Genomic DNA, 26,032 nt, shown 5'->3' with positions numbered 1-26,032 from the left:
CCTCGGAAAGATTTCGATGATGTGTTACGGCCCCGCTCAAGTCTACGGCACGCCGGTTTCCGGGGCAGTGCTCCCCCCGACGGGGCTTCAGCAGGCGACCGGGAACAAGGCTCCTTGTTGGTGTGGTACCTATACTTAAGAATGCTCGCCAGCCGAACCCCTGTTCCCTTTCCCGCCATGTGATGGAAAAAGGGACCGGCGCCGAATGACATCCACGGCGCGCACTACTCTCAATCGGTGCGGGCACCGTTCGACGACCCCCCCACCACCTCTACGAAGGGTCAGTTCTCCAGTGGCAGCTCTGCAGTGGGATCCCATTGACAACAAGGCGGTAGACACAGCCCGCGTCCTCGCGGCCGACGCGGTGGAGAAGGTGGGAAACGGCCATCCCGGCACCGCTATGAGCCTCGCCCCCGCTGCCTATCTGCTCTTCCAGAAGGTGATGCGCCGCGACCCCCGCGACCAGCACTGGCTGGGCCGGGACCGCTTCATCCTCTCGGCCGGCCATAGCTCGCTGACTCAGTACATCCAGCTCTACCTCGGCGGCTACGGACTCGAGCTGGCAGACCTCGAGGCGCTCCGCACCTGGGGCTCGCTCACGCCGGGCCACCCCGAGTACGGGCACACCGACGGCGTGGAGATCACCACCGGGCCCCTCGGCCAGGGAATCTCCTCCTCCGTCGGCTTCGCCTACGCGCAGCGCTACGAACGCGGCCTGTTCGACCCGGAGGCCGGGCCCGGAGCCAGCCCATTCGACCACTTCACCTATGTGATCGCCTCCGACGGCGACCTGGAGGAGGGCATCAGCTCGGAGGCCTCCAGCCTCGCCGGCCACCAGCAGCTCGGCAACCTCATCGCGATCTACGACGACAACCAGATCTCGATCGAGGACGACACCACCATCGCGTTCACCGAGGACGTCAAGGCGCGCTACGAGGCGTACAACTGGCACGTGCAGGTGGTGGACTGGAAGAAGACGGGCGTCTACGCAGAGGACGTCCACGAGCTGTACCAGGCCATCCAGAACGCTCAGGCGGTCACCGACAAGCCCTCGCTGATCGTCCTGAAGACGATCATCGGCTGGCCCGCCCCGAAGAAGCAGAACACGGGCAAGATCCACGGCTCCGCACTCGGCGCCGACGAACTGAGAGCGGTCAAGGAGGTGCTCGGATTCGACCCCGAGAAGACCTTCGAGGTCGCCGCGGAGGTCATTGAGCACACGCGCAGGGCGGTCGGCAGCGGCGCCGAGCAGCGGGCCGCGTGGCAGAAGGGCTTCGATGCCTGGGCCGCTGCCCACCCGGAGCGCAAAGAGCTCCTCGACCGCCTGCTCTCCGGCGCCGCGCCCGCGGGGATCGCGGACGCGCTGCCCGTGTTCGCAGCCGGCGCGGAGATGTCGACCCGCGCCGCCAGCGGCAAAGTCATCAACGCCATCGCTCCGGTCATGCCGGAGCTGTGGGGCGGATCGGCCGACCTCGCCGAGTCGAACAACACGACGATCGAGGGCGCCGCTTCGTTCGTTCCCAGCGAGCACTCCACCCACGAGTGGACCGGGAACCCTTACGGCCGTATGCTGCACTTCGGCATCCGCGAGCACGCGATGGCAGCGATCATCAACGGCATTGTGCTGCACGGACCGACCCGGCCCTTCGGCGGGACGTTCCTGATCTTCAGCGACTACATGCGCCCCGCGGTTCGCCTGGCCGCGCTGATGCGGGTTCCGTCGATCTTCGTCTGGACGCACGACTCCGTGGCTCTCGGCGAGGACGGACCCACCCACCAGCCGATCGAGCAACTCGCCACTCTGCGCGCGATCCCGCATCTGGATGTCGTGCGCCCCGGCGATGCGAACGAAGTCACCCACGCCTGGAAGACCATCCTCACCCGCCGGAACGGCCCGGCCGGAATCGCGCTGACCCGCCAGAACATCCCGGTGTTCGAGCGCGGCGACGGTGAGGCAGCGGGCGACACCCTGGCCTCAGCCGAGAATGTCGCCAAAGGCGCCTACATCCTGGCCGAGGCGCCGGGTGGCACGCCGGACGTGCTGTTCATCGCCACGGGCTCCGAGGTGCAGATCGCGCTCGAGGCCCGCGACGTGCTGCGCGGCGAAGGGATCAAAGCCCGCGTCGTCTCCGCCCCGTGTCTCGAGTGGTTCGCCGAGCAGGACGCCGCCTATCGGGAGAAGGTGCTGCCCGCCGCCCTCAAAGCCCGCGTTTCCATCGAGGCCGGGCTCGCCTTGAGCTGGAGCACGATCGTCGGCGACCACGGCCGTAGCGTCTCGATCGAGCACTTCGGCGCTTCGGCGGACTACAAGACGCTGTTCCGCGAATTTGGAATGACCACCGAGCACGCCGTCGCCGCCGCGAAGGAATCGCTCGCGTCGCTGTGAGCGCGGGCACGAAGGAAGAGAAAAGAAGACAATGACAGACGCATCCTCCACCGCCGTCTCCCCGACGGCCGCCCTCTCTGCCGCCGGCGTCAGAATCTGGCTCGACGACCTCTCGCGCGAGCGAATCGCGAGCGGCGGCCTGCAAAGGCTCATCGCCGAGAAGAACGTCGTCGGCGTGACCACAAACCCGACGATCTTCGCCGCCGCTCTCGCCCAGGGCGCAGCCTACGACGAGCAGGTGCGCGGTCTCGCGGCGACCGGCGTCAGCGTCGAGGACGCGATCTTCGAGATCACGACCGACGACGTCGCCGACGCAAGCGACATCTTCCACGACGTGTACACGGCCACCGGCGGCGTCGACGGCCGAGTCTCGATCGAGGTGGAGCCGGGGCTGGCCCACGACGCCGCCGCGACCATCGCGGAAGCGAAGCGCCTCGCCGCGAAGGTCGACCGCCCAAACGTCCTCATCAAGATCCCCGCGACGGTCGAGGGCCTCGAGGCCATCACCGAGACCATCGCAGCCGGCATCAGCGTCAACGTGACGCTCATCTTCAGCCTGGAGCGCTACCGTGGCGTCATCGACGCCTACCTCACCGGGCTTGAGAAGGCCAAAGCCGCAGGCATCGACCTCTCCGGCATCCAGTCGGTCGCTTCGTTCTTCGTCTCGCGCGTCGACACCGAGATCGACAAGCGGCTCACGGCCATCGGAACCGGCGAGGCGCTCGCTCTCAAGAGCAAGGCCGGCATCGCGAACGCCCGCCTCGCTTACAAGGTCTACGAGGAGGCCTTCGCGGGCGACCGCGCCAAGGCGCTCGTCGCCGCCGGCGCAAACGAGCAGCGCCCGCTCTGGGCGTCCACCGGCGTCAAGGACCCGAGCCTGCCCGACACTCTCTATGTGACCGAGCTCGTCGCGCCGAACACCGTCAACACCATGCCGGAGAAGACGCTCGACGCGACCTTCGACCACGCACAGCTCGCCGGCGACACCGTCACCGGCGAGTACGCGGGAGCGCAGGGCGTCCTGGACGCACTGGCGGCCCTCGGGGTCGACTACGACGACGTGACCGCAACCCTCGAACGCGAAGGCGTCGACAAGTTCATCGTGTCGTGGGGCGAACTCGTGGAGACCGTGCGAAAAGCGCTGACGGACGCGCAGGACTCGGAGGCAGCGCAGTGACCTTCCGCATCCACGTCAGCGGCCCCGCCGCGCAGGCGGTCGCGACCGTCGTCCCGCAGCTCGTCGCCGACCGCGTCGCATCCGGCATCACCGCGCAAAACCCCGCCCTGTGGGGACCCGCCGCCGAAGCCGAGGCCGCCAAGCGCCTCGGCTGGACGGAAGCCGTCGCGATCTCCCGCCCGCTCGTGGGCGAGATCGTCGCCCTGCGCGAGGAGCTGCACGCCAAGGGCGTGAACCACATCGTCCTCGGCGGCATGGGCGGCTCCTCGCTCGCGCCAGAGGTCATCACACGCACGGCCGAAGCCGAACTGACCGTCCTCGACTCCACCGCGCCCGGCCAGGTGCTCGCGGCCCTCCGCGACCGCCTCACGGAGACGGCTGTGGTCATCTCCTCCAAGTCGGGTTCGACCCTGGAGACCGACAGCCAGCGCCGCATCTACGAGAAGTGGTTCCGGGAAGCCGGCATCGACCCGCGCGAGCGCATCGTCGTGGTCACCGACCCAGGCTCCCCGCTCGACGCGTCGGCGCGCGAGGCGGGCTACCGCGTCTTCAACGCCGCCCCGGACGTCGGCGGCCGCTACTCGGCGCTGACCGCTTTCGGGCTGGTCCCCTCCGGTCTCGCCGGAGTGGATGTCTCCGAGCTGCTGGACGAGGCGGAGGCGACGCTCATCGAGCTCGCCGTCGACAACAATGCGAACCCGGGCCTCGTGCTCGGGGCGGCGATCGCCGGAACGGCCCCGCTGCGCGACAAAGTCGGCATTGTCGCCGACGGCACCCACATCGTCGGCTTCGCCGACTGGGCGGAACAGCTGATCGCCGAGTCCACCGGCAAAGAGGGCACCGGCCTGCTGCCCGTCGTGCTCGACAAACTCGCCCCCGAGCTGGAGGTCAAGCCCGCCGATCTGCAGGTCGTCCGTCTCGTCGCCAATGCGCAAGCGCACCACCTGTTGCCGGCCGACCGGCACGAGGGCGAGATCCTCGTCTCCGGCAGCCTTGGCGCGCAGCTCATCGTCTGGGAGTACGCCACCGCCGTCGCCGGCCGCCTGCTCGGGATCAACCCCTTCGACCAGCCGGATGTGGAGGCCGCCAAGGTGGCCGCCCGCGCACTGCTCGACAACCGTCCCGAGCCGGTCGCCCCCGCGTTCACCGCGGGCGGGGTCGAGGTGCGGACCACCGGAGACTTCCTCGGCGACGCCTCCACCCTGGACGCCGCCGTGGACGCGCTCCTCGCCCAGCTCGGCCCCGACGGCTACGTCGCGGTGCAGGCCTACGTCGACCGGATCGGGCTCCCGCAGCTCGCGGGCGTGCGCGACCTGCTCGCCGCCAAGGCCGAGCGTCCGGTCACCTTCGGCTGGGGGCCTCGCTTCCTGCACTCGACCGGTCAGTTCCACAAGGGCGGACCCGCCGTTGGCGTGTTCCTGCAGATCACCGCCACAGCCCCCGAGGATCTGGAGATCCCGGACCGTCCGTTCACCTTCGGCGAGCTCATCCAGGCTCAGGCGGCGGGCGACGCCAGCGTCCTCGGTGAGCACGGCCGCCCGGTGCTGACCCTGACGCTCACGAACCCTGGGGCGGATGTCGTCTCGCTGTTCGAGGCCGCCAACTGAGCCGTCGATCTAAGGAGATCAAACCTTTGCCACCGGTGGACATCACCCCAGAGTTCAATCCGCTCCGGCTCCCCTCCGATCGACGGCTGAACCGCATCGCCGGTCCGAGCAGTCTCATCATCTTCGGCGTCACAGGCGACCTGTCGCGCAAGAAGCTGATGCCGGCCGTGTACGACCTCGCGAACCGCGGTCTGCTGCCTCCCGGGTTCTCCTTCGTCGGCTTCGCCCGGCGCGACTGGGAGGATCAGGACTTCGAGAAGGTCGTCCACGACGCGGTCAAGCAGTACGCGAGAACGCCGTTCGACGACGACGTCTGGAAGCAGCTCACCCAGGGCATCCGCTTCGTCCCCGGCGAGTTCGACGACGCCGAGGCGTTCCGGCGCCTCAAGGAGACCGTCGAATCGCTGGACGAAGAGCGTGGCACGATGGGCAACCACGCGTTCTACCTCTCGATCCCACCGAAGGCGTTCCCGCTCGTCACCGAGCAGTTGCGCACATCGGGTCTCGCCGACCAGTCCGGCACGGGATGGCGTCGCGTCGTCATCGAGAAGCCGTTCGGCTCCGACCTGACGACCGCGCGCGAACTGAACCACGTTGTCGAGTCCGTCTTCCCGCCGGACTCGGTGTTCCGCATCGACCACTACCTCGGCAAAGAGACGGTTCAGAACATCCTGGCGCTACGGTTCGCGAACGAGCTGTACGAGCCGATCTGGAACGCCAACTACGTCGACCACGTTCAGATCACGATGGCGGAGGACATCGGCGTCGGCGGCCGGGCCGGCTACTACGACGGCATTGGAGCGGCCAGGGACGTCATCCAGAACCACCTGTTGCAGCTCCTCGCGCTCACCGCGATGGAAGAGCCCATCTCGTTCGACGCGACGGACCTCCGCACCGAGAAAGAGAAGGTCCTCGCCGCAGTCCGCCTGCCGGAGGACTTGGGGAAGGCGACCGCTCGCGGGCAGTACTCCAGCGGCTGGCAGGGGGGTGAGAAGGTCGTCGGATTCCTGGAGGAGGATGGGATGAACCCGCGCTCCGCCACCGAGACCTACGCAGCCATCAAGCTCGACATCGGCACCCGGCGCTGGGCGGGCGTCCCGTTCTACCTGCGCGCCGGGAAACGACTCGGCCGCCGTGTCACCGAGATCGCGGTCGTGTTCAAACGCGCTCCGCAGCAGCTCTTCGCGGAGTCTCAGACCAGCGCGCTCGGCCAGAACGCACTCGTGATCCGCGTCCAGCCGAACGAGGGCGTCACGATCCGCTTCGGCTCCAAAGTGCCCGGCGCCGGGATGCAGGTGCGCGATGTCAGCATGGACTTCGGCTACGGCCACGCCTTCACCGAAGCGAGCCCCGAGGCCTACGAACGGCTCATCCTCGATGTGCTGCTCGGCGATCCGCCGCTCTTCCCCCGCCACGAGGAGGTCGAGCTGTCCTGGAAGATCCTGGACCCGATCGAGGAGTTCTGGGCCACGCAGGGCCAGCCCGAGCAGTACCGCCCCGGAACCTGGGGCCCGAAGTCGGCCGACGAGCTGCTCGCTCGCGACGGCCGCGTTTGGAGACGCCCGTGATCGTCGATCTTCCCGACACCACCACCAGCAACATCTCGAAGACACTGGTCAAGATTCGCGAAGAGGGCGGCGCGGTCGCCCTCGGGCGGGTCCTGACCCTGATCATCGCCACCCATCTGGGCCAGGAGGAGGAGGCCATCGAGGCCGCCAACGACGCCTCCCGCGAGCACCCGATGCGCGTCATCGTGGTCTCGACCGAAGAGAAGCGCTCCGCGAACGACGATGGCCGGCTGGACGCCCAGATCCGCGTCGGCGGTGACGCCGGTGCGAGCGAGGTCATCGTGCTCCGGGCCTACGGCGAGACCGCAAGCGACGAAGAGGGACTGGTCACTGGCCTGCTTCTCCCCGACGCCCCGGTCGTCGTCTGGTGGCCCGGCATCGCACCCGCGAAGGTCTCGTACTCGCCTCTCGGACGCATCGCCACCCGCCGGATCACGGATGCCTCCGCGCAGCCGAACCCGCAGGAGGCGCTCGCCCGCCTGGCCGAGACCTATGCGCCGGGCGACACCGACTTCGCCTGGACCCGTCTCACCCTGTGGCGGGCCCAGCTGGCCGCTGTTCTCGACCAGCCGCCGTACGAGCCCATCCAGGGCGTTGAGGTGGCCGGGGCAGCCGACTCCCCCTCCACCCTCCTCCTCGCCGCGTGGTTGCGCTTGCAGCTGCGGATTCCGGTGCAGTACGACCTCGCTTCGCGCGCGGTCGGCTCCAGCGGCATCCACGGCGTCCAGATGGAGCGGTCGTCCGGCACGATCGAGCTGGAGCGCGAGGCGCCGAACGTGGCGCGTCTCTCCCAGCCCGGTCAGCCCAGCCACGACCTCGCGCTGCCCCGCCGCAGCCTCCGGGACTGCCTCGCGGAAGAACTGCGTAGGCTGGACCCGGACGACCTCTACGGCGAGGTGATCACGAAGGGTCTCGGTCTTCTCGGGACCCCGGACGAAGGAGCGGGCACGACAGCATGACGAACGAACGACGGGTTCTTGTCCACCCCGACAAGGAGGCCCTGACGGCCTCGGTGGCGGCGCGGTTCCTCACCAAGACGATCGACATCCTGGACGATCGGAACGAGGCCAATATCGCTCTCACCGGCGGCGCGATGGGCATCGCGGTACTCGAGGCGGTGAATGCCTCCCTCGCCCGCGACACGATCGACTGGTCGAAGGTGCATTTCTGGTGGGGCGACGAACGCTTCGTCGAGCGCGAGAGCCGGGATCGGAACGAGCGCCAGGCGCGCGAGGCGCTCCTCGACTATCTGGACGTGCCTGCGGAGAACATCCACCCGTTCCCGGCCGAGGACGACATTCCGGACATCGACGAGGCCGTGCGCGTGTTCGCGGCGGAGCTGGAAGCCTTCGCTCCCGACGGCGAGCTCTTCCCGAAGTTTGACATCACCTTCCTCGGTGTCGGACCCGATGGCCACATCGCCTCGCTGTTCCCCGACCGCCCCGGCATCCGCGAGACGGAGGCAACGGTGATCGCTGAGCGCGAGGCGCCCAAGCCGCCGCCGCAGCGCCTCAGCCTGACCCGCCCGGTGCTCAACGCTTCGGACCGGATCTGGCTGGTGCTCGCCGGCAGCGACAAAGCAAGCGCCCTCGGCCTCGCCCTCGCGGGTGCGAGCTACACTGAGGTGCCGGTCGCGGGCGCCAAAGGCCGCAAACGCACCGTGTTCTTCGTGGACCTGGATGCCGCCGTGGAGGTCCCCGAAAACCTCATCGCACCGAGCTACTAGCCCGGGCTGCGAAAAGGAAGCCCCCGCCGGTCGGTTCGTTCTGAACCGACCGGCGGGGGCTTCGTGGTCTCGCGCAGTGTCAGGTGCTGGTGAGCTTCCCGCGGCGGGCGCGAAGCTGGTTCAGCGCGTCCTCCAGAAGCTGCTCCGCTTCTTCCTCCGAACGACGCTCCTTCACATAGGCAAGGTGCGTCTTGTACGGCTCGGCTTTGGCGACCGACGGCGGGTTATCCTTGTCGCGGCCGGCCGGCAAACCGGTCGACGGCGAATCGATGACCTCCGGGATCTCTTCGTCCGGCAGGTTCGCCGCGAAATAGCGCACGGTCTCGTTTCCGAGCGCGTCCCAATACGAGATGGCGATGCGGTCCGCGTGGAAACCGCGGTCCTGCTCCCCCATCGGGCCCGCACCGACACGCGAACCGCGAATGGCGCTTCCTCCGGATGCCACTGATACTCCTCTGGTGAAAAGGGTGCGCCGTCAGGCGCTGAACTTGGTTATGAGACCGAGGACCACGATGCACACGATCCAGATGAGGCCCAGGATGACGGTGATCCGGTTGAGGTTCCGTTCCGCGACCCCCGACGCACCGAGGTTGGAGGTGACGCCCCCACCGAACATGTCGGAGAGACCGCCGCCACGACCCTTGTGCAACAGAATGAGCAGCGTCAGCAGGAGGCTGGTGATACCCAGCAGCACCTGCAGGACGACCTGGAGAATCTGCACGCTTTCCCTTTCACTGCGCCGGACCGTGCCCGACGAAAACCAAGGACCAGTATAACGGTCAGCCGCGTCAGATCACGTGCTTCTGGTACCGGATGATCGCGGCGAACTCGGCGACATCGAGGCTCGCACCGCCGACGAGAGCACCGTCCACGTTCGTCTCGCGCATGAAGCCGGCGATGTTACCCGACTTCACCGAACCGCCGTAGAGGATGCGGGTCTTCGCCGCGACCTCATCGCCCAGTGCCTCCGCGATCACAGCGCGGAGCGCCGCGGCGACCTGCTCGGCTTGCTCCGGCGTCGCCGCCTGGCCCGAGCCGATGGCCCAGACGGGCTCGTACGCGACGACAAAGTCCGCCGCCGAGTCGATGCCTGCGAGGGCCGCACGCAGCTGGGCGACCGGAACGGCGCTCGCGCCGTGCTTCTCCAGGTCTTCGGCCGTCTCACCGACGCAGACGATCGGCGAGATGCCGTTCTTGACCGCTTGCGCGGTCTTCGCCGCGACCTGCTCATCGGTCTCGTTGTGCAGGGTGCGCCGCTCCGAGTGGCCGATGATCACATAGCGGGCCTCGAGTGCCGCGAGGAACGACGCAGCGATCTCGCCGGTGTAAGCGCCCGAGTCATGTTCGGAGACGTCCTGGCCGCCGAACGCGATCGGAAGCTTGTCGGCCGCGACCAGCGTCTGGACACTGCGCAGATCGGTGAACGGCGGGAAGACCGCCACCTCGACCGCGCCGAAATCGTGACCGGCGTCTTTGAGCGTCCAGGCGAGCTTCTGCACGACCGCGATGGACTGGAGATGATCGAGGTTCATCTTCCAGTTGCCGGCGATGAGCGGCACACGCCGCACACTCGACGTTCCGGCCTCGTTCACTGCTACCAACCCAAAACCTCCAGACCCGGCAGGCGCTTGCCCTCAAGGAATTCGAGGCTCGCACCGCCACCGGTAGAAATATGCCCGAACTGGTCGTCCGAGAAGCCGAGCGCATGAACCGCCGCGGCCGAGTCACCGCCCCCGACGACGCCGAGGCCGTCGACCTCGGTGAGCGCCTGCGCCACGGCCTTGGTTCCGGCCGCGAACGGGGCCAGCTCGAACACGCCCATCGGGCCGTTCCAGAACACCGTGCGCGCAGCGCGGATGCGCTCCGAGAACACCTCTGCGGTCTCCGGTCCGATGTCCAGACCGAGACCAGAGGTGCCCCACCCGGTGTCCTCGATGCGGTCGACGGGACGAACGAGGTGCTCCGCATCCACGCCGAACCTGGAGGCGACAACGACATCTCGCGGCAGCACGATCTCCACGCCCAGCTGCTTCGCCTGCTCCAGGTAGCCCTTGACGGTGCCGATCTGGTCCGCCTCGAGGAGGCTGGAGCCGACCCGGTGGCCGAGCGCGGCGAGAAAGGTGAACAGCATCCCGCCGCCGATGAGCAGCGAGTCGACGCGCGGCAGCAGGTGGCCGATGACGCCGAGCTTGTCCGACACCTTCGAGCCGCCGAGCAGGACCGTGTAGGGCCGCTCAGGGTTCTCGGTGAGGCGGTCGAGCACGTCGAGCTCGGTCGCGATGAGCGCGCCCGCGGCGCTCGGGAGCGCCTTGGCCAGCTCGTAGACGCTCGCCTGCTTGCGATGGACGACGCCGAAGCCGTCGGAGACGAAGGCGTCGCCGAACGCGGCGAGCTCGGCGGCAAACGCCTCACGCTCGCCCTCGTCCTTGCTGGTCTCCCCCGGGTTGAACCGGAGGTTCTCCAGCAGAGCGACATCGCCGTCCTCCAGTCCGGAGACGGCCTCCGCCGCACCGGCGCCGACGGTGTCGCTGGCAAAGGTCACCGGCTTGCCCAGCAGCTCGGAGAGCCGCTGGGCGACCGGAGCCAGGCTGTACTGCGCATCGGGCGCGCCCTCGGGGCGGCCCAGGTGCGAGACGATCGCGACCTTCGCGCCCTGGGCGATGAGAGCGTGGAGGGTGGGGATGGACGCGCGCACACGGCCGTCGTCCGTGATCTTCCCGTCCTTCAGGGGGACGTTCAGATCACAGCGGACGACGACGCGCTTGCCCGCGAGCGAACCGAGTGAGTCGAGGGTGCGAAGCGCCACGGACGACCCCGGCCGTCAGAGACGCTCGGCGACGTACTCGGTCAGGTCGACCAGACGGTTGGAGTAGCCCCACTCGTTGTCGTACCAGCTCGAGACCTTGACCAGGTTGCCGCTGACATTGGTGAGCTCGGAGTCGAAGATCGAGGAATGCGCGTTGCCCTGGATGTCGCTGGAGACGATCGGGTCCTCCGTGTACTGGAGGATGCCGGCGAGCCGGCCTTCGGCGGCCGCAGCGGCGTAGGCCGCGTTGATCTCCTGGACAGTCAGGTCGTCACGGCCCGTGATGAGCGTGAGGTCGACGATCGAGCCGACGGGGACCGGAACGCGGTAGGATGAGCCGCTCAGCTTGCCTTGCAGGTCCGGCAGCACCAGCCCGATGGCCTTGGCGGCGCCCGTCGACGCGGGGACGATGTTCACCGCGGCGGCGCGGGCGCGACGCAGGTCGCTGTGCGGGCCGTCCTGGAGGTTCTGGTCCGCCGTGTAGGCGTGAGCGGTCATCATGAAGCCGCGCTCGATGCCGAAGGCGTCGTTGAATACCTTCGCGAGCGGCGCAAGGCAGTTCGTGGTACACGAAGCGTTCGAGATGATGTGGTGGTTCGCCGGGTCATAGCTCTCCTCGTTCACGCCGAGGACGAAGGTGCCGTCCTCACCGCTCGCGGGGGCCGAGATGATGACCTTCTTGGCGCCGGCCTCAAGGTGCTTCCTGGCGTCGGCGGCTTTGGTGAAGCGGCCGGTCGACTCGACGACGATGTCGACGCCGAGGTCGCCCCAGCCGAGGTTGGCCGGGTCGCGCTCCTCAAGGACCTTGATCGGCTTGCCGTTCACGACGATGCTGTCGCCGTCGAGGTGGACCGTGGTATCCAAGGGTCCGGTGGTCGAGTCGTACGTGAGCAGGTGGGCGAGCGTCTTGTTGTCGGTGAGGTCGTTCACCGCGACGATCTCGACGCCGCTGCCCTTGGCGAGGGCCGCGCGAAGGTAATTACGACCGATGCGACCGAACCCGTTGATACCGATCTTGACGGACACAGATGTCTCCCGTTTGCTTGAAAGGGGCGCCGGAGGCGCGATGTGGTGTGTGGTGAGCGGACGACGGCGTCCCGGGAGGCACCTTCCCGGAACGCCTCTCCGCTATGAGAGTACCAGCAGACCCGAGGTACTCTGGCGCGCCCGGACGAAGCGCTGGCCAACATCGGCCCAGCTGACGATGTTCCAGAACGCCTTGACGTAATCCGCCTTCACATTGACATAGTCGAGGTAGAAGGCGTGCTCCCACATGTCGATCAGGAGCAGGGGGACGGTCGCCGCCGCGAGGTTGGCCTGGTGGTCGTACAACTGCTCGATGATGAGCTTCTGGCTGAGCGAATCCCAGGCGAGGATCGACCAGCCGGAGCCCTGGATGCCGAGCGCCGACGCGGTGAAATGGGCGCGGAACTTGTCGAACGATCCGAAGAACTCGTCGATCGCCGCGGCAAGTTCGCCGTCCGGCTTGTCCCCCCCTTCCGGCGAGAGGTTGTTCCAGAAAACCGTGTGGTTGACGTGACCGGCCAGGTTGAAGGCGAGGTCTTTCTGCAGTTTGTTCACGTAAGTGAGGTTGTCCGCATCGCGGGCCTCGGCGAGTTGGGCGAGCGCGGTGTTCGCACCGTCGACATAGGTCTTGTGGTGCTTGTCATGGTGGAGCTCCATGATCCGACCGCTGATGTTCGGCTCGAGAGCCGAATAGTCATAGGGAAGATCGGCGAGCGTGTAGTCAGCCATTACTCATCTCCAATTGATTCGAGCGACTTTGCCAGTCTAGTGAGAGCAACACCGGCTGCCGCGGGTTGCTTCCCGGGGGGCTACACCTCATCGAAGTCGGCGGGAAGGCTGGCCTCCGTGCTGGGGACGCCCAGATCCGACGCGCGCTTGTCGGCCATCGCCAGGAGACGGCGGATGCGGCCGGCCACAGCATCCTTGGTCATGGGCGGATCGGCGTAGTGACCGAGTTCGTCCAGGCTCGCGTCGCGGTGGGCGAGGCGCAGCCGTCCGGCATACTGCAAGTGCTCCGGGATGTCGTCGCCGAGGATCTCCAGGGCCCGCTCCACTCGCGCGCAGGCGGCGACGGCGGCCTGAGCCGAACGGCGGAGGTTGGCGTCGTCGAAGTTGACCAGACGGTTCGCCGTCGCCCGCACCTCGCGGCGCTGGCGCAGCTCCTCCCAATTGGAGACCGTCTGCGCCGCGCCCATCTGGACGAGCATCGCACTGATCGCCTCGCCGTCGCGGATGACGACGCGATGCACGCCACGGACCTCCCGGGCCTTGGCCGCCACACCGATCCGGCCGGCGGCGCCCACGAGCGCCATCGCGGCCTCGTTGCCCGGGCAGGTAACCTCCAGCGCTGCGGAACGGCCCGGGTCGGTCAGCGAGCCGCTCGCGAGGAAAGCGCCACGCCACACCGCGGCCAGCTCCTCGCGGGAGCCGGTGGTCAGGCGGTTCGGGAGGCCTCGGATCGGCCGGCGGTGCGCGTCGAGCAGGCCGGTCTGCCGGGCGAGCGTCTCGCCCCCGTCGAGCACGCGGACGAGGTACTGGCTGGCGCGGCGCACACCGGAAGTCGAGATCACCGAGACGACGCCGCGAACGCCGTACAGCTCCGCGAGGTCCTTGCGCACACGGCGCGCCAGTTCGGGGGTGTCGAGCTCGCTTTCGACCGCGATCCGGCCGCCGATCAGGTGCAGTCCGCCGGAGAACCTGAGGATGGTGGCCAGCTCAGCGGCCCGGACGGTGGTCTTGCTGACCTCGACCTTCGTGAGCTCGTCTTTGACATCGGCGGTGAGAGCCAATCGGATTCCTTTTCTGTGGGGCGGCGCGGGTCACACCGTGGGGGAGGCGGCCGGCGTCATTCACGACCCAGGTCGCGGTGTTTGATGCTCACTGCGAGACCGGGAAGACTCCTCAACCGTGCAGCGAGCTCTTCGGCAATCGCGACCGAACGGTGCTTCCCTCCTGTGCAGCCTACCGCGATCGTGGCGTGCCGCTTGTTCTCCCGCTGATATCCGGCGAAAATCGGCCGCAACGCCTCGAGGTAGCTCTCGATGAACTCCTCGGCGCCGTTCTGCTGCAAGACGTCGTTCCGGACGACCTCGTCGAGACCCGTGTACGGCCGGAGCTCCGGCTTCCAGAACGGGTTCGGCAGAAACCGGGCGTCGGCCACGAGGTCGGCGTCCGCGGGGAGACCATACTTGAAGCCGAAGCTCATGACGGTGACCTGGACGTCAGCGGTGTTCTCGTCCGCGAAGATGTCGGTGATTCTGGTGGCGAGCTGGTGGATGTTGAGGTCGCTCGTGTCCACGATGATGTCGCTGGACTCGCGGATCTCACGCAGCCGGGCGCGTTCGGCGGTGATGCCGTCGAGGAGTGTGCCGTTCCCTTGCAGCGGGTGCGGCCGGCGCACCTGCTCGAAGCGCCGGACCAGGGTGACGTCCGCGGCCTCCAGGAACAGGACGCGCACCTTCGTGCCCTCGCGCAGGGACTGGATCATCTCCTGCAGGTCGGCGAAGAAGTTGCGGCCGCGCACATCCACCACGGCCGCGATGCGCGGCAGTCCCGACTCGGCCCGATTGGCCAGTTCGATGAGCGGACGGAGCATCTGCGGCGGGAGATTGTCGACCACGTACCAGTCGAGGTCTTCCAGGGCGTTCGCGACCGTGGAGCGGCCCGCCCCTGACATTCCGGTGACGATCAGCACTTCTTGCTGCTCGGCGGTGGTCTCGACGTCGCTCGTCACGGATGCTCCTTCTTCGCGGGCCTGCCCCCCAGCCTACTGAGTGAACGCGGCGGCCACGATGTCCATTCCGTGCTCCCGGCGGCGGCCTCAGCGGTCCGCGAGCCGCTCGAACACCGCCGCCGCGAGCCTCAGGCCGACGCCGCGCACCTCGGCGATCTCCTCGGGCGCCGCCTTCCTCAGCTGTGCAACCGAACCGAAATGCTTCAGCAGCTCCTTCACGCGCGCGGGGCCGAGTCCCGGGATCTCCCCCAACACGGTCGTGATATCGCGCTTCCGCCGGGAGCGCTGGTAGGTGATCGCGAACCGGTGCGCCTCGTCGCGGATGCGCTGGATCAGGAACAGCGCGTCGCTGTTGCGGGGCAGGATGACGGGGAAGTCCGAGCCGGGCAGCCAGACCTCTTCCAGGCGTTTGGCGATCCCGGCCAGGTGGACGCCGGACACACCGGACTCCTCCAGCGCACGGCGGGCGGCGGCCACCTGCGGCTGGCCGCCATCGACGATGAGGAGGTTCGGCGGGTACGCGAACTTCTTGCGACGCCTCTCCGCAGCCTCGACGGCCTCCGCGTCCAGGTCGGTCGCCAGGTCGTGGCCGTTCGCTGGGGTGAGCGCCTCGACGGGCGGCTCCTTACGCAGGTAAGCCAGCCGCCGTGAGATCACCTGGTAGATGGATTCGGTGTCGTCGGCCGACTCGGGGATGCTGAACCGACGGTACTGATCTTTGCGCGGCAGACCGTCCTCGAACACGACCATCGACGCCACGATGTTCGTCCGGCTCAAGTGGGAGACGTCGTAGCACTCCATGCGGAGCGGAGCGTCCTCCATCCCGAGAGCGTCCTGGATATCGCTGAACGCCTTCGACCGCGCGACGAAGTCGGAGCTGCGGCGGGTCTTGTAGAGGATGAGCGCGTTCTTCGCGTTCATCTCCGCGGTCTGCGCGAGGGCGGCCTTGTCGCCGCGCTGGGCCACCTTGAGCTCGACCCGCCCGCTCAGCCGGCCACGGGTCGCCGCCGGGTCGCTGACGCCACCGCCGCTGTTCTCGTGCCGGCGGCCGGTGAGCCACTGCCCCAGCTCGGCGGCATCGTCTGGGAGAACGGGCACCAGGATCTCCCGCGGTGGCGCATCCGCTCCCTCGTAGGCGTTCTGCATGACGGTCTCGATCAGCTCCCCGAGTTCGACATCCAGCTCCTTGTCGACCACCCAGCTGCGCACACCGCGGATGCGTCCGCCCCGGACGATGAACTGCTGCACGGCCGCGGCGAGCTCGTCGTGGCCGATGCCGAAAGCGTCGAGGTCGACGTTGTCCTGGAGCACGACGGCGCTCTTGCCCATCGCGGCCTCCAGGGCCTGGATCGCATCGCGATGCCGCGCGGCTGCCTCGTAGTCCATCGTGCCCGCTGCCTGCTTCATCTTCTCCGTCAGGTCACGGATGTGCTTGCTGTCGTCGCCCGCCATGAAGGAGACGAAGTCCTCGGCCAGCCTCCGATGCTCCTCCGGCGTCACCCGGCCCACGCAGGGGCCGGCGCACTTGCCGATGTCTCCGAGCAGGCAGGGCCGGCCGGTGAGCTCCGCTCGGCGGTACACGCCGTCCGAGCAGCTGCGGACCGGGAACGCCTTGAGCATGAGGTCCACCGTGTCGCGGATGGCCCACACCTTCGTGTATGGGCCGAAGTAGCGCGCGCCCTTCGCGATCCGGTTGCGCGTCACCAGCACCCGCGGGATGCGCTCGCCGAGCGTCACCGCCAGGTACGGATAAGATTTGTCGTCCCGGAACTGCACGTTGAACGGCGGGTTGTACTCCTTGATCCAGGTGTACTCCAGCTGCAACGCCTCGAACTCGCTGCCCACGACGGTCCACTCGACGCTCGCGGCGGTCGTGACCATGCGCCGGGTGCGCTCGTGCAGGCTGCGCAAGGGCTGGAAGTAGTTGCTCAGCCGCGCGCGCAGGTTCTTCGCCTTGCCGACGTAGAGCACGCGGCGCGTCTTGTCGCGGAAGCGGTACACGCCCGGCTGGGTCGGGATCTCACCAGCCTTGGGCCGGTAGCTGACGGTGTCTGCCACGGAGGGAATCCTAAGCGGCGCCCCGCGCGGCCGACGCCTCGCCCCGCAGGATCTCCTTGAGGAAGTGCCCGGTGTGGCTGCCCGGTGCGTCCGCGACCTGCTCGGGCGTCCCGGTCGCCACGACCGTGCCGCCGCCCGCGCCGCCCTCGGGACCCATGTCGATGATCCAGTCGGCCGATTTGATGACGTCGAGGTTGTGTTCGATGGTGATCACGGTGTTGCCCTTGTCCAGCAGGCCGTTCAGCACCAGCAGGAGCTTGCGGACGTCCTCGAAGTGCAGGCCCGTCGTCGGCTCGTCGAGGACGTAGACGCTGCGCCCGTTCGACCGGCGCTGCAACTCGGTCGCGAGCTTGACGCGCTGCGCCTCGCCGCCGGAGAGGGTGGTCGCGCTCTGGCCGAGCCGCACATAGCCGAGCCCGACCTCCACCAGCGTCTTGAGATAGCGATGGATGGCCGAGATCGGCTCGAAGAACTCAGCCGCCTCGCTGATGGGCATGTCGAGCACCTCGGCGATGCTCTTGCCCTTGTAGTGGACCGAGAGGGTGTCGCGGTTGTAGCGCGCTCCCCCGCACACCTCGCACGCCACGTAGACATCGGGCAGGAAGTTCATTTCGATCTTGATCGTGCCGTCGCCCGAGCAGGCCTCGCAGCGCCCGCCCTTGACATTGAAGCTGAACCGGCCCGGCAGATACCCGCGCATCTTCGCCTCCGGCGTCTCCGCGAAGAGGGTCCGAATGCGATCGAACACCCCGGTGTAGGTCGCCGGGTTCGAGCGCGGGGTGCGGCCGATCGGAGCCTGGTCGACGTGGACGACCTTGTCGAGGTTGTCGAGCCCGGTCACCGTGCGGTGCTTTCCCGGCAGCTTGCGTGCGCCGTTGAGCTTGTTCGCCAGCACGCGGTAGAGGATGTCGTTCACAAGCGACGATTTACCCGAGCCGGAGACGCCGGTCACCGCGACGAACACTCCGAGGGGGAAGTCGACAGTCACCTTCTGGAGGTTGTTGGCTGTGGCGTCCACGACCTTCAGCATCCGCTTCTTGTCGATCGTGCGGCGCTTCGGCGGAACGGGGATCTCGCGGCGTCCGGAGAGGTAATCTCCGGTCAGGGAAGCGGTGTTCTCCACGAGATCGGAATAGGAGCCCGAGTGGACGACGTGCCCGCCGTTCACGCCCGCGCCGGGGCCGATGTCCACGATCCAGTCCGCGGTGCGAATCGTGTCCTCGTCGTGCTCGACCACGATGAGCGTGTTGCCGAGGTCGCGCAGAGCGACGAGCGTGTCGATGAGCCGACGGTTGTCGCGCTGGTGCAGCCCGATGCTCGGCTCGTCGAGCACGTACAGCACGCCCGTCAGTCCGGAGCCGATCTGAGTCGCCAGGCGGATGCGCTGCGCCTCGCCGCCGGAGAGCGTCGCCGCCGCCCGTGCGAGGTCGAGGTAGCTGAGCCCGACCTGGATGAGGAAGTCGAGCCGGATCTTGATCTCGCGCAGCACCTGGGCGCCGATCTTCTGCTCGCGCTCGGTCAGGCGCAGCTTCTCCATGAAGCCACGCGCGTCGCCGAGGCTCAGCTCGGCCGCGTCGGCGATGGAGCTGCCGTGGATGAGCACGGCGAGCACTTCCGGCTTCAGGCGCTTCCCCTTGCAGACGGGACACGGCACCTCGCGCAGATACTCGGCCCACCGGGCGCGCTGCGTGTCTGTCTCGGCCTGCAGGTACTGGCGCTCGATGTAGGGCACCACGCCCTCGAAACCGGAGGTGTAGGACATCTCGCGGCCGTAGCGGTTCTTCCACCGCACCTTGACGTCGAAGTTGTCGCCGTGCAGCACGGCCTCCCGCACGCTCTGCGACAGTTTTCTCCACGGCGTTGTGAGCGAGAACTCGAGGTCCCGCGCCAGGCCGTCGAGCAGCTTCTCGTAGTAGCTGAAGAGGCCCTTGCCCTGCGTCGTCCAGGGGACGATGACCCCCTCGGCAATGCTCAAGTTTTCGTCGCCGAGGAGCAGGTCGTCGTCCACGGACATCCGGATGCCGAGGCCCGAGCACTCCGGGCACGCGCCGAACGGAGCGTTGAACGAGAAGGTCCGCGGCTCGATCTCGGTCAGCTGGAGGGGGTGCCCGTTCGGGCAGGAGAGCTTCTCGGAGAAGCTCTGCCACGCCTCCGGACCCTCACGGTCGACGAAATTGACCTGCACCACCCCCTCCGTCAGCCGCAGCGCGGTCTCCAGCGAGTCGGTGAGCCGTCCCAGGATGTCGGGGCCTGCCACCAGGCGGTCCACCACGACCGAGATGTCGTGTTTGTACTGCTTCTTGAGGGCGGGCGGGTCGCTCAGCTGCACGGGTTCGCCGTCCACCAGCGCTCGTGAATAGCCGCTGGCCGCCAGCTCCTTGAAGAGGTCGACGAACTCGCCCTTCTTCTGGGAGACGACGGGGCTGACGACCATGTACCGGGTGCCCGGCTCTAACTCCATCAGCTGGTCGGCGATCTGCTGCACCGTCTGCCGCTGGATCCTCTCGCCGCAGACCGGGCAGTGCGGCACGCCGATACGCGCCCAGAGCAACCGCATGTAGTCGTAGATCTCGGTGATCGTCCCGACCGTCGAACGCGGGTTGCGGTTCGTGGATTTCTGGTCGATCGACACCGCCGGGCTGAGCCCCTCGATGAAATCCACATCCGGACGGTCCACCTGGCCGAGAAACTGGCGCGCGTACGCCGAAAGCGACTCGACGTAGCGGCGCTGTCCCTCCGCGAAGATCGTGTCGAACGCCAGCGAGGACTTCCCCGATCCGGAGAGGCCCGTGAACACGACCATCGAATCGCGCGGAATCTCCAGATCCACATTGTTCAGGTTGTGTACTCGCGCTCCGCGCACACTGAGATGCGAACCCGTGACCTTGCCGATGTTGCCGGTACCCTGAGTGCTCACTCGTTCCATTCTCCGCTTATTCCCTGGGGCCGCGACCTTTGTTCGCCCAGCGCGCACCCACGCACAGCTGCTCGAACCCGACACACCGTTCGAAGTTTTGTTCGATCCTATCGGGTTCGGCGCACGCTGTGGTGACACGAACAACATGTTCTACCTGCAGGACCTGAAAACGGGCAAAGTGCTCTACTCGTTCCGCGTGGAGACGCGGTGGGCCTCGGACAGCGTTCAAAAAGCATCACGATCGGAAACGTCGTCACCGTCTCCAAGGTGAAGGCCCAATCCATCGGCGCGACCGGAACGGCTCTTGTCTTCCAGTGAGAAGACATCGGACCCGCTCGGGGCCAGCACGAATCCGCACCGCACTCGCACCGAGCCTCGCGCTCGTCACCATCCTTTTGACCAGTTGCACACCGGCATTAACGCGCGAGCGCCTTGAGCTTGACAACGTCGCCGCCATTTCCGCCCAGCTCCGCTGCGACGACAGCCAGACACTCGAAGCGGACATGTTTTGCCGGACCTAGCACCGACGATCAGCGCCGAGAACCAAATCATCGTCGGAAAAAACTGGTACGCCACTGGATCTCCCGTGAAGCTGCGCGAGCTCGCGCGCGAACTGGGCGCCCCGGCACCAGAACCGACCGTGACCCTGAACACATCGCCGCCTCTGATCCCGGAGCACGAGGCACTGGGAATGTGCAGCGCTTACGTCTACCAGCGTGGTCCACACCTCCGTGTTCGACCCCGCCGAGGTCCCCGCTCTTACCAAGGGGAGCGAAGACGCGTACCCGGGCATCCTCGGCATCGTCCAACGCGTGGGAGACGAGTTGAAAGCCGAGAGGGTCTCGGCGGAAACCTTCGATGCGATGGTCACCGCCCACGCCCGCGTGATCCGGGAATACTGCGCGAGGATATACACATAGACACACGAACGAGGAGCCCACGAATGACTCAGCGGACCCCGAAAATCACCCTCCAGGCTGGGATCATCGTCACAGCCGTCGGCGCGGTCGTCCTCATCCTCAGCGGCGACATCGTCCCCAACATGGTCGTCTTCACCGAGCCCTCCGGACAGGCCCTGCTTGGGATCATCAGCATTCTGGCCAGCACGATCCGATTCATCGCGATCCCCCTCGGCTGTGCGCTCATCGCAGCCGGCCTCATCATGCGATACCTGCGCCACCTCCACGACCACCCCCTTCGCGCACCTCGACACCGAAACCGAGCGATAGCCGCGCAATACGGGTTCGTCCGGAAGGACCGCTGCTGAAAGCGTGCGGCTCAGCCTGATCGAGCCTCGGCGAAGGAGATTCTCCACTCCGCGGCCGGGATGGGCCGGAATCGACGAGGATGTCGCGACCCCGCATCGTCGACCATGGCACAGCGCCGGCAACTGTCGACCCCCTCGGCGGCCGTCTGCCGTCGCGCATCGCGCGGTGACCGTGGCGGAGTCAGCTCAGGTGGCCAGCCTTCTCCATCTGCCGCAGGTCGCGCTTGAGGTCCGACAGTTCATCGCGCAGTCGCGCCGCCAGCTCGAACTTCAGCTCGCCCGCAGCGGCGAGCATCTGAGCGTTGAGGTCAGCGATCAGCGACTCGAGCTCGGCCGCACCCTGCGCCGCGATCCCCCCGGACCGCAGAGAGGGGGTCGGGCTCTTCCGCTTCTGGTCCCGTCCGGCGAGGATCTTGGCGGTGTCGGCCTCCTCACGGGCGAGGATGTCGGTGATGTCGGCGATGCGTTTGCGGAGCGGTTGGGGGTCGATACCGTTGGCGCGGTTGTACTCCACCTGCAGCTCGCTGCGGCGGCTGGTCTCCTCGATGGCCTTCTTCATCGAGTCGGTGAGGACGTCGGCATACATGTGGACCTCACCGGAGACGTTCCGGGCGGCGCGGCCGATGGTCTGGATGAGCGATGTCGACGAGCGCAAGAAGCCCTCCTTGTCCGCGTCCAGAATCGCGACGAGCGACACCTCCGGCAGGTCGAGCCCCTCACGCAACAGGTTGATGCCGACAAGGACGTCGAAAACACCCGAGCGCAGTTCGGTGAGGAGCTCGACCCGGCGGAGCGTGTCGACGTCCGCGTGCAAATAGCGGACCTTGACCCCGGCCTCGGCGAGGAAGTCGGTGAGCTCCTCGGCCATCTTCTTCGTGAGCGTGGTTACGAGCACGCGCTCGTCGCGCTCCGCTCGCGCCCGGATCTCTTCGAGGAGGTCGTCGATCTGTCCCTTGGTCGGCTTGACGAGAATCTGCGGGTCGACCAGCCCGGTCGGGCGGATGATCTGCTCCACGACACCGTCGGCGATGCCCAGCTCATACTGGCCGGGGGTGGCCGAGAGATAGACGGTCTGCCCGACGCGCTCCTTGAACTCGTTCCAGCGCAGCGGCCGGTTATCCATCGCGCTCGGAAGCCGGAAGCCGTGCTCCACGAGTGTGCGCTTGCGGGAAGCGTCGCCCTCGTACATCGCGCCGATCTGCGGAACGGTGACGTGCGACTCATCGATCACGACGAGGAAGTCGTCGGGGAAGTAGTCCAGGAGGCAGTGCGGGGCCTCCCCCGGCGCACGGCCGTCGATGTGGCGCGAGTAGTTCTCGATGCCGGAGCAGAAGCCGATCTGCTCCATCATTTCGATGTCGAACTGGGTGCGCATCCGGAGCCGCTGCGCCTCCAGCAGCTTGCCCTCGCGCTCCAGCTCCACCAGACGATCGTGCAGTTCGGTCTGAATGGTGCCGATCGCGCGCTGTATGGTCGCGGGACTCGCGGCGTAGTGGGTCGCCGGGAACACGGACACGGCATCCGTCCGGGCCAGGACCTCGCCGGTGAGCGGGTGCAGCGAGTAGAGCGCCTCGATCTCGTCTCCGAACAGCTCGATGCGCAGAGCGTGCTCCTCGTAGACCGGGATGATCTCGATTGTGTCGCCGCGCACGCGGAACTTCCCGCGCGAGAAATCAATGTCGTTGCGCTCGTACTGCATGGCGACGAACCGGCGGATGAGCTGGTCGCGGCCGACGTTCTGCCCCACCTGCAGCGCAACCATCGCCTCCAGGTACTCCTCCGCGGCGCCGAGGCCGTAGATGCAGGAGACGGTGGAGACCACCACGACATCGCGGCGGCTCAGCAGCGAGTTGGTGGTGGAGTGCCGCAGCCGCTCCACCTCCGCGTTGATCGAGGAGTCTTTCTCGATGAAGGTGTCCGTCTGTGGGACGTACGCCTCGGGCTGGTAGTAGTCGTAGTACGACACGAAATACTCGACGGCGTTGTTCGGCAGCAGCTCGCGGAACTCGTTCGCGAGCTGAGCGGCGAGCGTCTTGTTGTGGGCGAGAACGAGGGTCGGCCGCTGCACCGCCTCCACAAGCCACGCCGTCGTCGCCGACTTGCCGGTGCCGGTGGCCCCCAGCAACACGACATCGGTCTCCCCCGCGGTGATGCGGCCGGCGAGCTCGGCGATGGCCTTCGGCTGGTCGCCGCTCGGCTGGTATTCGCTGACGACCTCGAAGGGACGGACGAGACGGGTGGGTTCCATCCCTCCAGTCTAGGAAGGACCGCCGACACTGAGGCCGGGCCTGCGCTTAGAGCGGAATGGGCTCCGCGCGCAACCGCTCAGCCGCGCAGGCCTGCCCACAGGGCGTCGACCTGCCGATAGGTCTCCTCCAGCGTACCCCCCGTGTCGATCACGAGGTCAGCCGCGGACAGACGCTCCGCGTCCGAGACCTGCGAACCGATCCGGCGTTCGGCCGCGACGGGGTCCATCCCCCGCAGCTCGAACAGGCGACGCGCGCGCGTGGCGGCATCGGCGTGGGCCACCACGACGAGATCGAACGGGTACCGGTTGGCCGACTCGACCAGCAGCGGCACGTCGTACACCACGATGGCATCGGGATCGGCCACGGCGGCGGCCTCAAAACGCGCCGTGGACTCGCGCAGCACAGCGGGGTGCGTGATGCCATTGAGAATGCGCAACGCCGCCGGGTCGCCGAAGACGATCGCGCCCAGCTCGGGCCGGTCGAGGGTGCCGTCTGGGGCGATCACGCCGTCGCCGAACGCGCGGCGGATCTCAGCCAGGGCCGGGGTCCCGGGCTCGACCACCTCGCGGGCGATGCGGTCGGCATCCACCACGGCGGCGCCGAGTTCGGCGAGACGGGAGGCGATGGTCGATTTTCCCGAGGCGATCCCGCCCGTGAGTCCGATCAGCTGCACCCGGCCAGCCTACGCGGTGAGAAAAAGCGTACCCCGTCCACCGGTGTGCGGGTTAACGCCGTGGGCGGCCGGTCCTTTGTGAAGGACCGGCCGCCCACGGCGAGAGACGGACTCAGTTGCTGGAGCTGAGCTTCTCGCGCAGAGCCGCGAGCGACTCGTCATCGGCGAGGGTGCCACCAGCGCCGGTCTCGCTCGAGTAGGAGGCGCTGCCAGCGTCGACAGAGGTCTCTTCGAGCCCCTTCGCCACCTGGCGCTTGTGCGCTTCCCAACGAGCCTGGGCCGCAGCGTACTGCTGCTCCCACTCCTCGCGCTGGGTGTCGAACCCGTCCTTCCACTCGTTGGTCTCCGCGTCGAATCCCTCGGGGTACTTGTAGTTCCCCTGCTCGTCGTACTCGGTGACCATGCCGTAGAGAGCCGGGTCGAACTCGGTGCCTTCGGGGTCGACGCCCTCGTTCGCCTGCTTGAGGCTGAGCGAGATGCGGCGGCGCTCCAGGTCGATGTCGATGACCTTGACGAAGACCTCTTCGCCGACCGACACGACCTGCTCGGCGAGCTCGACGTGCTTGCCGGAGAGCTCCGAGATGTGGACCAGACCCTCGATGCCGTCCGCGACGCGGACGAAGGCGCCGAACGGAACCAGCTTGGTGACCTTGCCCGGTGCGACCTGACCGATCGCGTGGGTGCGGGCGAAGACCTGCCACGGGTCTTCTTGAGTTGCCTTCAAAGACAGCGAGACGCGCTCGCGGTCCAGGTCGACTTCGAGGATCTCGACGGTGACCTCCTGGCCAACCTCGACGACCTCGGAGGCGTGCTCGATGTGCTTCCAGGACAGCTCGGAGACGTGTACGAGGCCGTCGACGCCGCCCAGGTCGACGAACGCGCCGAAGTTGACGATCGAGGAGACGACGCCCTTGCGGACCTGACCCTTGTACAGGTTGTTGAGGAACGTGGTGCGCGACTCGGACTGGGTCTGCTCCAGCAGAGCCCGGCGCGACAGGACCACGTTGTTGCGGTTCTTGTCGAGTTCGAGGATCTTCGCCTCGATCTCCTGGCCCAGGTACGGAGTCAGATCGCGGACGCGGCGCAGTTCGATGAGCGACGCCGGCAGGAAGCCGCGCAGGCCGATGTCGACGATGAGCCCGCCCTTGACCACCTCGATCACGGTGCCGGTGACAACGCCGTCAGCATCCTTGATCTTCTCCACATCGCCCCACGCGCGCTCGTACTGAGCGCGCTTCTTGGACAGGATGAGGCGGCCTTCTTTGTCCTCCTTCTGGAGAACGAGCGCCTCGACGGTGTCGCCGACGTCGACGACCTCGCTGGGGTCGATGTCGTGCTTGATGGAAAGCTCACGCGAAGGGATGACGCCCTCGGTCTTGTAACCGACGTCGAGGAGGACCTCGTCCCGGTCGATCTTGACGACGGTGCCCTCGATGAGGTCGCCGTCGTTGAAGAACTTCAGTGTCTTTTCGACCGCGGCAAGAAAGTCCTCGGCGGACCCGATGTCGTTGACGGCGACCTGCTTCGGCGCCTTGTCGGTCGTTGCGGTTGTCATGTAGTGAATGCTCCGTAATGGACAGGATTCGGGCCGGACGCGAACACGATGTGTGGTCTTCCGCGAACGGCGGCGGATAGAAAGGTCACATGAGTGACGGTCTAGTCTACCCAGGCGGCGCGGGATGCGGCAAGCTGGACCCCAGCGAGGTCAGGGAGCGCCGGTTCCCATTCGGGGAGCACATCGCGGAGCTGAGCCCCGCTTAAGCGCTGGCGTCTGCCCGGACACGGAGCTCATGGAATGTGCCGTGTTCCGGCACGGCGTGGCCTCAGCGCGCCTCGGC

General features: G+C 67.3%; 21 protein-coding genes. 8 read left to right on the top strand and 13 right to left on the bottom strand.

Annotated elements, in window-relative coordinates; genetic code table 11:
* The first annotated feature begins 292 nt into the window (after positions 1 to 292).
* The 6 genes from tkt to pgl are packed head-to-tail and all read left to right on the top strand — an operon-like array spanning position 293 to position 8,464.
* On the top strand, positions 293 to 2,386 hold the full coding sequence (tkt, locus tag LXX_RS05750) for a transketolase (protein ID WP_041767498.1): 2,094 nt from the start codon (positions 293 to 295) through the stop codon (positions 2,384 to 2,386).
* Between the two features lie 31 nt (positions 2,387 to 2,417).
* On the top strand, positions 2,418 to 3,563 hold the full coding sequence (gene tal, locus LXX_RS05745; protein WP_011186005.1) for a transaldolase: 1,146 nt from the start codon (positions 2,418 to 2,420) through the stop codon (positions 3,561 to 3,563).
* Positions 3,560 to 5,170 carry a glucose-6-phosphate isomerase gene (locus LXX_RS05740; RefSeq protein WP_011186004.1) on the top strand — a complete coding sequence of 537 codons (1,611 nt, stop codon included), beginning with the start codon at positions 3,560 to 3,562 and terminating at the stop codon, positions 5,168 to 5,170. Before tal ends, LXX_RS05740 begins: the two co-directional genes overlap by 4 nt.
* Positions 5,171 to 5,196: 26 nt before the next feature.
* Positions 5,197 to 6,738, top strand: a complete 1,542-nt coding sequence (gene zwf / locus LXX_RS05735) for a glucose-6-phosphate dehydrogenase (RefSeq protein ID WP_011186003.1) — start codon at positions 5,197 to 5,199, stop codon at positions 6,736 to 6,738.
* The gene (locus LXX_RS05730; protein WP_011186002.1) at positions 6,735 to 7,697 is read left to right on the top strand and encodes a glucose-6-phosphate dehydrogenase assembly protein OpcA; all 963 of its coding nucleotides are present in this window, start codon (positions 6,735 to 6,737) and stop codon (positions 7,695 to 7,697) included. Before zwf ends, LXX_RS05730 begins: the two co-directional genes overlap by 4 nt.
* Complete coding sequence (gene pgl / locus LXX_RS05725; protein ID WP_041767495.1) at positions 7,694 to 8,464, top strand: 6-phosphogluconolactonase; 771 nt, start codon at positions 7,694 to 7,696, stop codon at positions 8,462 to 8,464. Before LXX_RS05730 ends, pgl begins: the two co-directional genes overlap by 4 nt.
* A 79-nt stretch (positions 8,465 to 8,543) precedes the next feature.
* Here the strand turns inward: pgl and LXX_RS05720 are convergent, their stop codons facing one another.
* The 10 genes from LXX_RS05720 to uvrA form a co-directional block, all read right to left on the bottom strand.
* The gene (locus LXX_RS05720) at positions 8,544 to 8,909 is read right to left on the bottom strand and encodes an RNA polymerase-binding protein RbpA (protein WP_011186000.1); all 366 of its coding nucleotides are present in this window, start codon (positions 8,907 to 8,909) and stop codon (positions 8,544 to 8,546) included.
* Between the two features lie 30 nt (positions 8,910 to 8,939).
* Positions 8,940 to 9,185, bottom strand: coding sequence for a preprotein translocase subunit SecG (gene secG / locus LXX_RS05715; protein ID WP_011185999.1), 246 nt, complete (start codon positions 9,183 to 9,185; stop codon positions 8,940 to 8,942).
* 67 nt (positions 9,186 to 9,252) lie between these two features.
* On the bottom strand, positions 9,253 to 10,056 hold the full coding sequence (gene tpiA / locus LXX_RS05710) for a triose-phosphate isomerase (protein ID WP_011185998.1): 804 nt from the start codon (positions 10,054 to 10,056) through the stop codon (positions 9,253 to 9,255).
* Between the two features lie 2 nt (positions 10,057 to 10,058).
* Positions 10,059 to 11,270 (bottom strand): phosphoglycerate kinase, encoded by a 1,212-nt coding sequence (pgk, locus tag LXX_RS05705; RefSeq protein WP_011185997.1) that lies wholly within the window; start codon positions 11,268 to 11,270, stop codon positions 10,059 to 10,061.
* Between the two features lie 15 nt (positions 11,271 to 11,285).
* A complete protein-coding gene (gene gap, locus LXX_RS05700; RefSeq protein WP_011185996.1) occupies positions 11,286 to 12,296 on the bottom strand; it encodes a type I glyceraldehyde-3-phosphate dehydrogenase in 1,011 nt (336 codons plus the stop codon).
* A gap of 102 nt (positions 12,297 to 12,398) precedes the next feature.
* The gene (locus LXX_RS05695; protein ID WP_011185995.1) at positions 12,399 to 13,025 is read right to left on the bottom strand and encodes a superoxide dismutase; all 627 of its coding nucleotides are present in this window, start codon (positions 13,023 to 13,025) and stop codon (positions 12,399 to 12,401) included.
* Between the two features lie 80 nt (positions 13,026 to 13,105).
* On the bottom strand, positions 13,106 to 14,086 hold the full coding sequence (gene whiA / locus LXX_RS05690; RefSeq protein ID WP_011185994.1) for a DNA-binding protein WhiA: 981 nt from the start codon (positions 14,084 to 14,086) through the stop codon (positions 13,106 to 13,108).
* Positions 14,087 to 14,142: 56 nt separating this feature from the next.
* Positions 14,143 to 15,030 carry an RNase adapter RapZ gene (rapZ, locus tag LXX_RS05685; RefSeq protein WP_011185993.1) on the bottom strand — a complete coding sequence of 296 codons (888 nt, stop codon included), beginning with the start codon at positions 15,028 to 15,030 and terminating at the stop codon, positions 14,143 to 14,145.
* A gap of 87 nt (positions 15,031 to 15,117) precedes the next feature.
* Positions 15,118 to 17,088 carry an excinuclease ABC subunit UvrC gene (uvrC, locus tag LXX_RS05680; protein WP_011185992.1) on the bottom strand — a complete coding sequence of 657 codons (1,971 nt, stop codon included), beginning with the start codon at positions 17,086 to 17,088 and terminating at the stop codon, positions 15,118 to 15,120.
* Positions 17,089 to 17,098: 10 nt separating this feature from the next.
* Positions 17,099 to 20,014 carry an excinuclease ABC subunit UvrA gene (uvrA, locus tag LXX_RS05675; protein WP_050737860.1) on the bottom strand — a complete coding sequence of 972 codons (2,916 nt, stop codon included), beginning with the start codon at positions 20,012 to 20,014 and terminating at the stop codon, positions 17,099 to 17,101.
* A 707-nt stretch (positions 20,015 to 20,721) separates the two neighbouring features.
* Between uvrA and LXX_RS05670 the strand changes: the two genes are divergently transcribed.
* Together LXX_RS05670 and LXX_RS05665 are read left to right on the top strand one after the other, a co-directional pair.
* Complete coding sequence (locus LXX_RS05670; RefSeq protein ID WP_041767491.1) at positions 20,722 to 20,925, top strand: hypothetical protein; 204 nt, start codon at positions 20,722 to 20,724, stop codon at positions 20,923 to 20,925.
* Between the two features lie 23 nt (positions 20,926 to 20,948).
* Entirely contained in the window at positions 20,949 to 21,272 is a 324-nt protein-coding gene (locus LXX_RS05665; RefSeq protein ID WP_041767488.1) for a hypothetical protein, read from the top strand.
* A gap of 181 nt (positions 21,273 to 21,453) precedes the next feature.
* Here LXX_RS05665 and uvrB read toward each other — a convergent pair whose 3' ends face one another.
* The 3 genes from uvrB to rpsA form a co-directional block, all read right to left on the bottom strand.
* Complete coding sequence (gene uvrB, locus LXX_RS05660) at positions 21,454 to 23,520, bottom strand: excinuclease ABC subunit UvrB (RefSeq protein WP_011185989.1); 2,067 nt, start codon at positions 23,518 to 23,520, stop codon at positions 21,454 to 21,456.
* Between the two features lie 77 nt (positions 23,521 to 23,597).
* Positions 23,598 to 24,194 carry a dephospho-CoA kinase gene (gene coaE, locus LXX_RS05655; protein WP_011185988.1) on the bottom strand — a complete coding sequence of 199 codons (597 nt, stop codon included), beginning with the start codon at positions 24,192 to 24,194 and terminating at the stop codon, positions 23,598 to 23,600.
* Between the two features lie 112 nt (positions 24,195 to 24,306).
* On the bottom strand, positions 24,307 to 25,749 hold the full coding sequence (gene rpsA / locus LXX_RS05650; RefSeq protein WP_011185987.1) for a 30S ribosomal protein S1: 1,443 nt from the start codon (positions 25,747 to 25,749) through the stop codon (positions 24,307 to 24,309).
* Positions 25,750 to 26,032 lie beyond the last annotated feature (283 nt).

The organism is Leifsonia xyli subsp. xyli str. CTCB07 (genome assembly GCF_000007665.1).
In the GTDB taxonomy this organism is placed as follows: domain Bacteria; phylum Actinomycetota; class Actinomycetes; order Actinomycetales; family Microbacteriaceae; genus Leifsonia; species Leifsonia xyli_C.
Note: the sequence above shows the minus strand (reverse complement) of the source record. Positions and strands in the feature narration are given on the sequence as shown.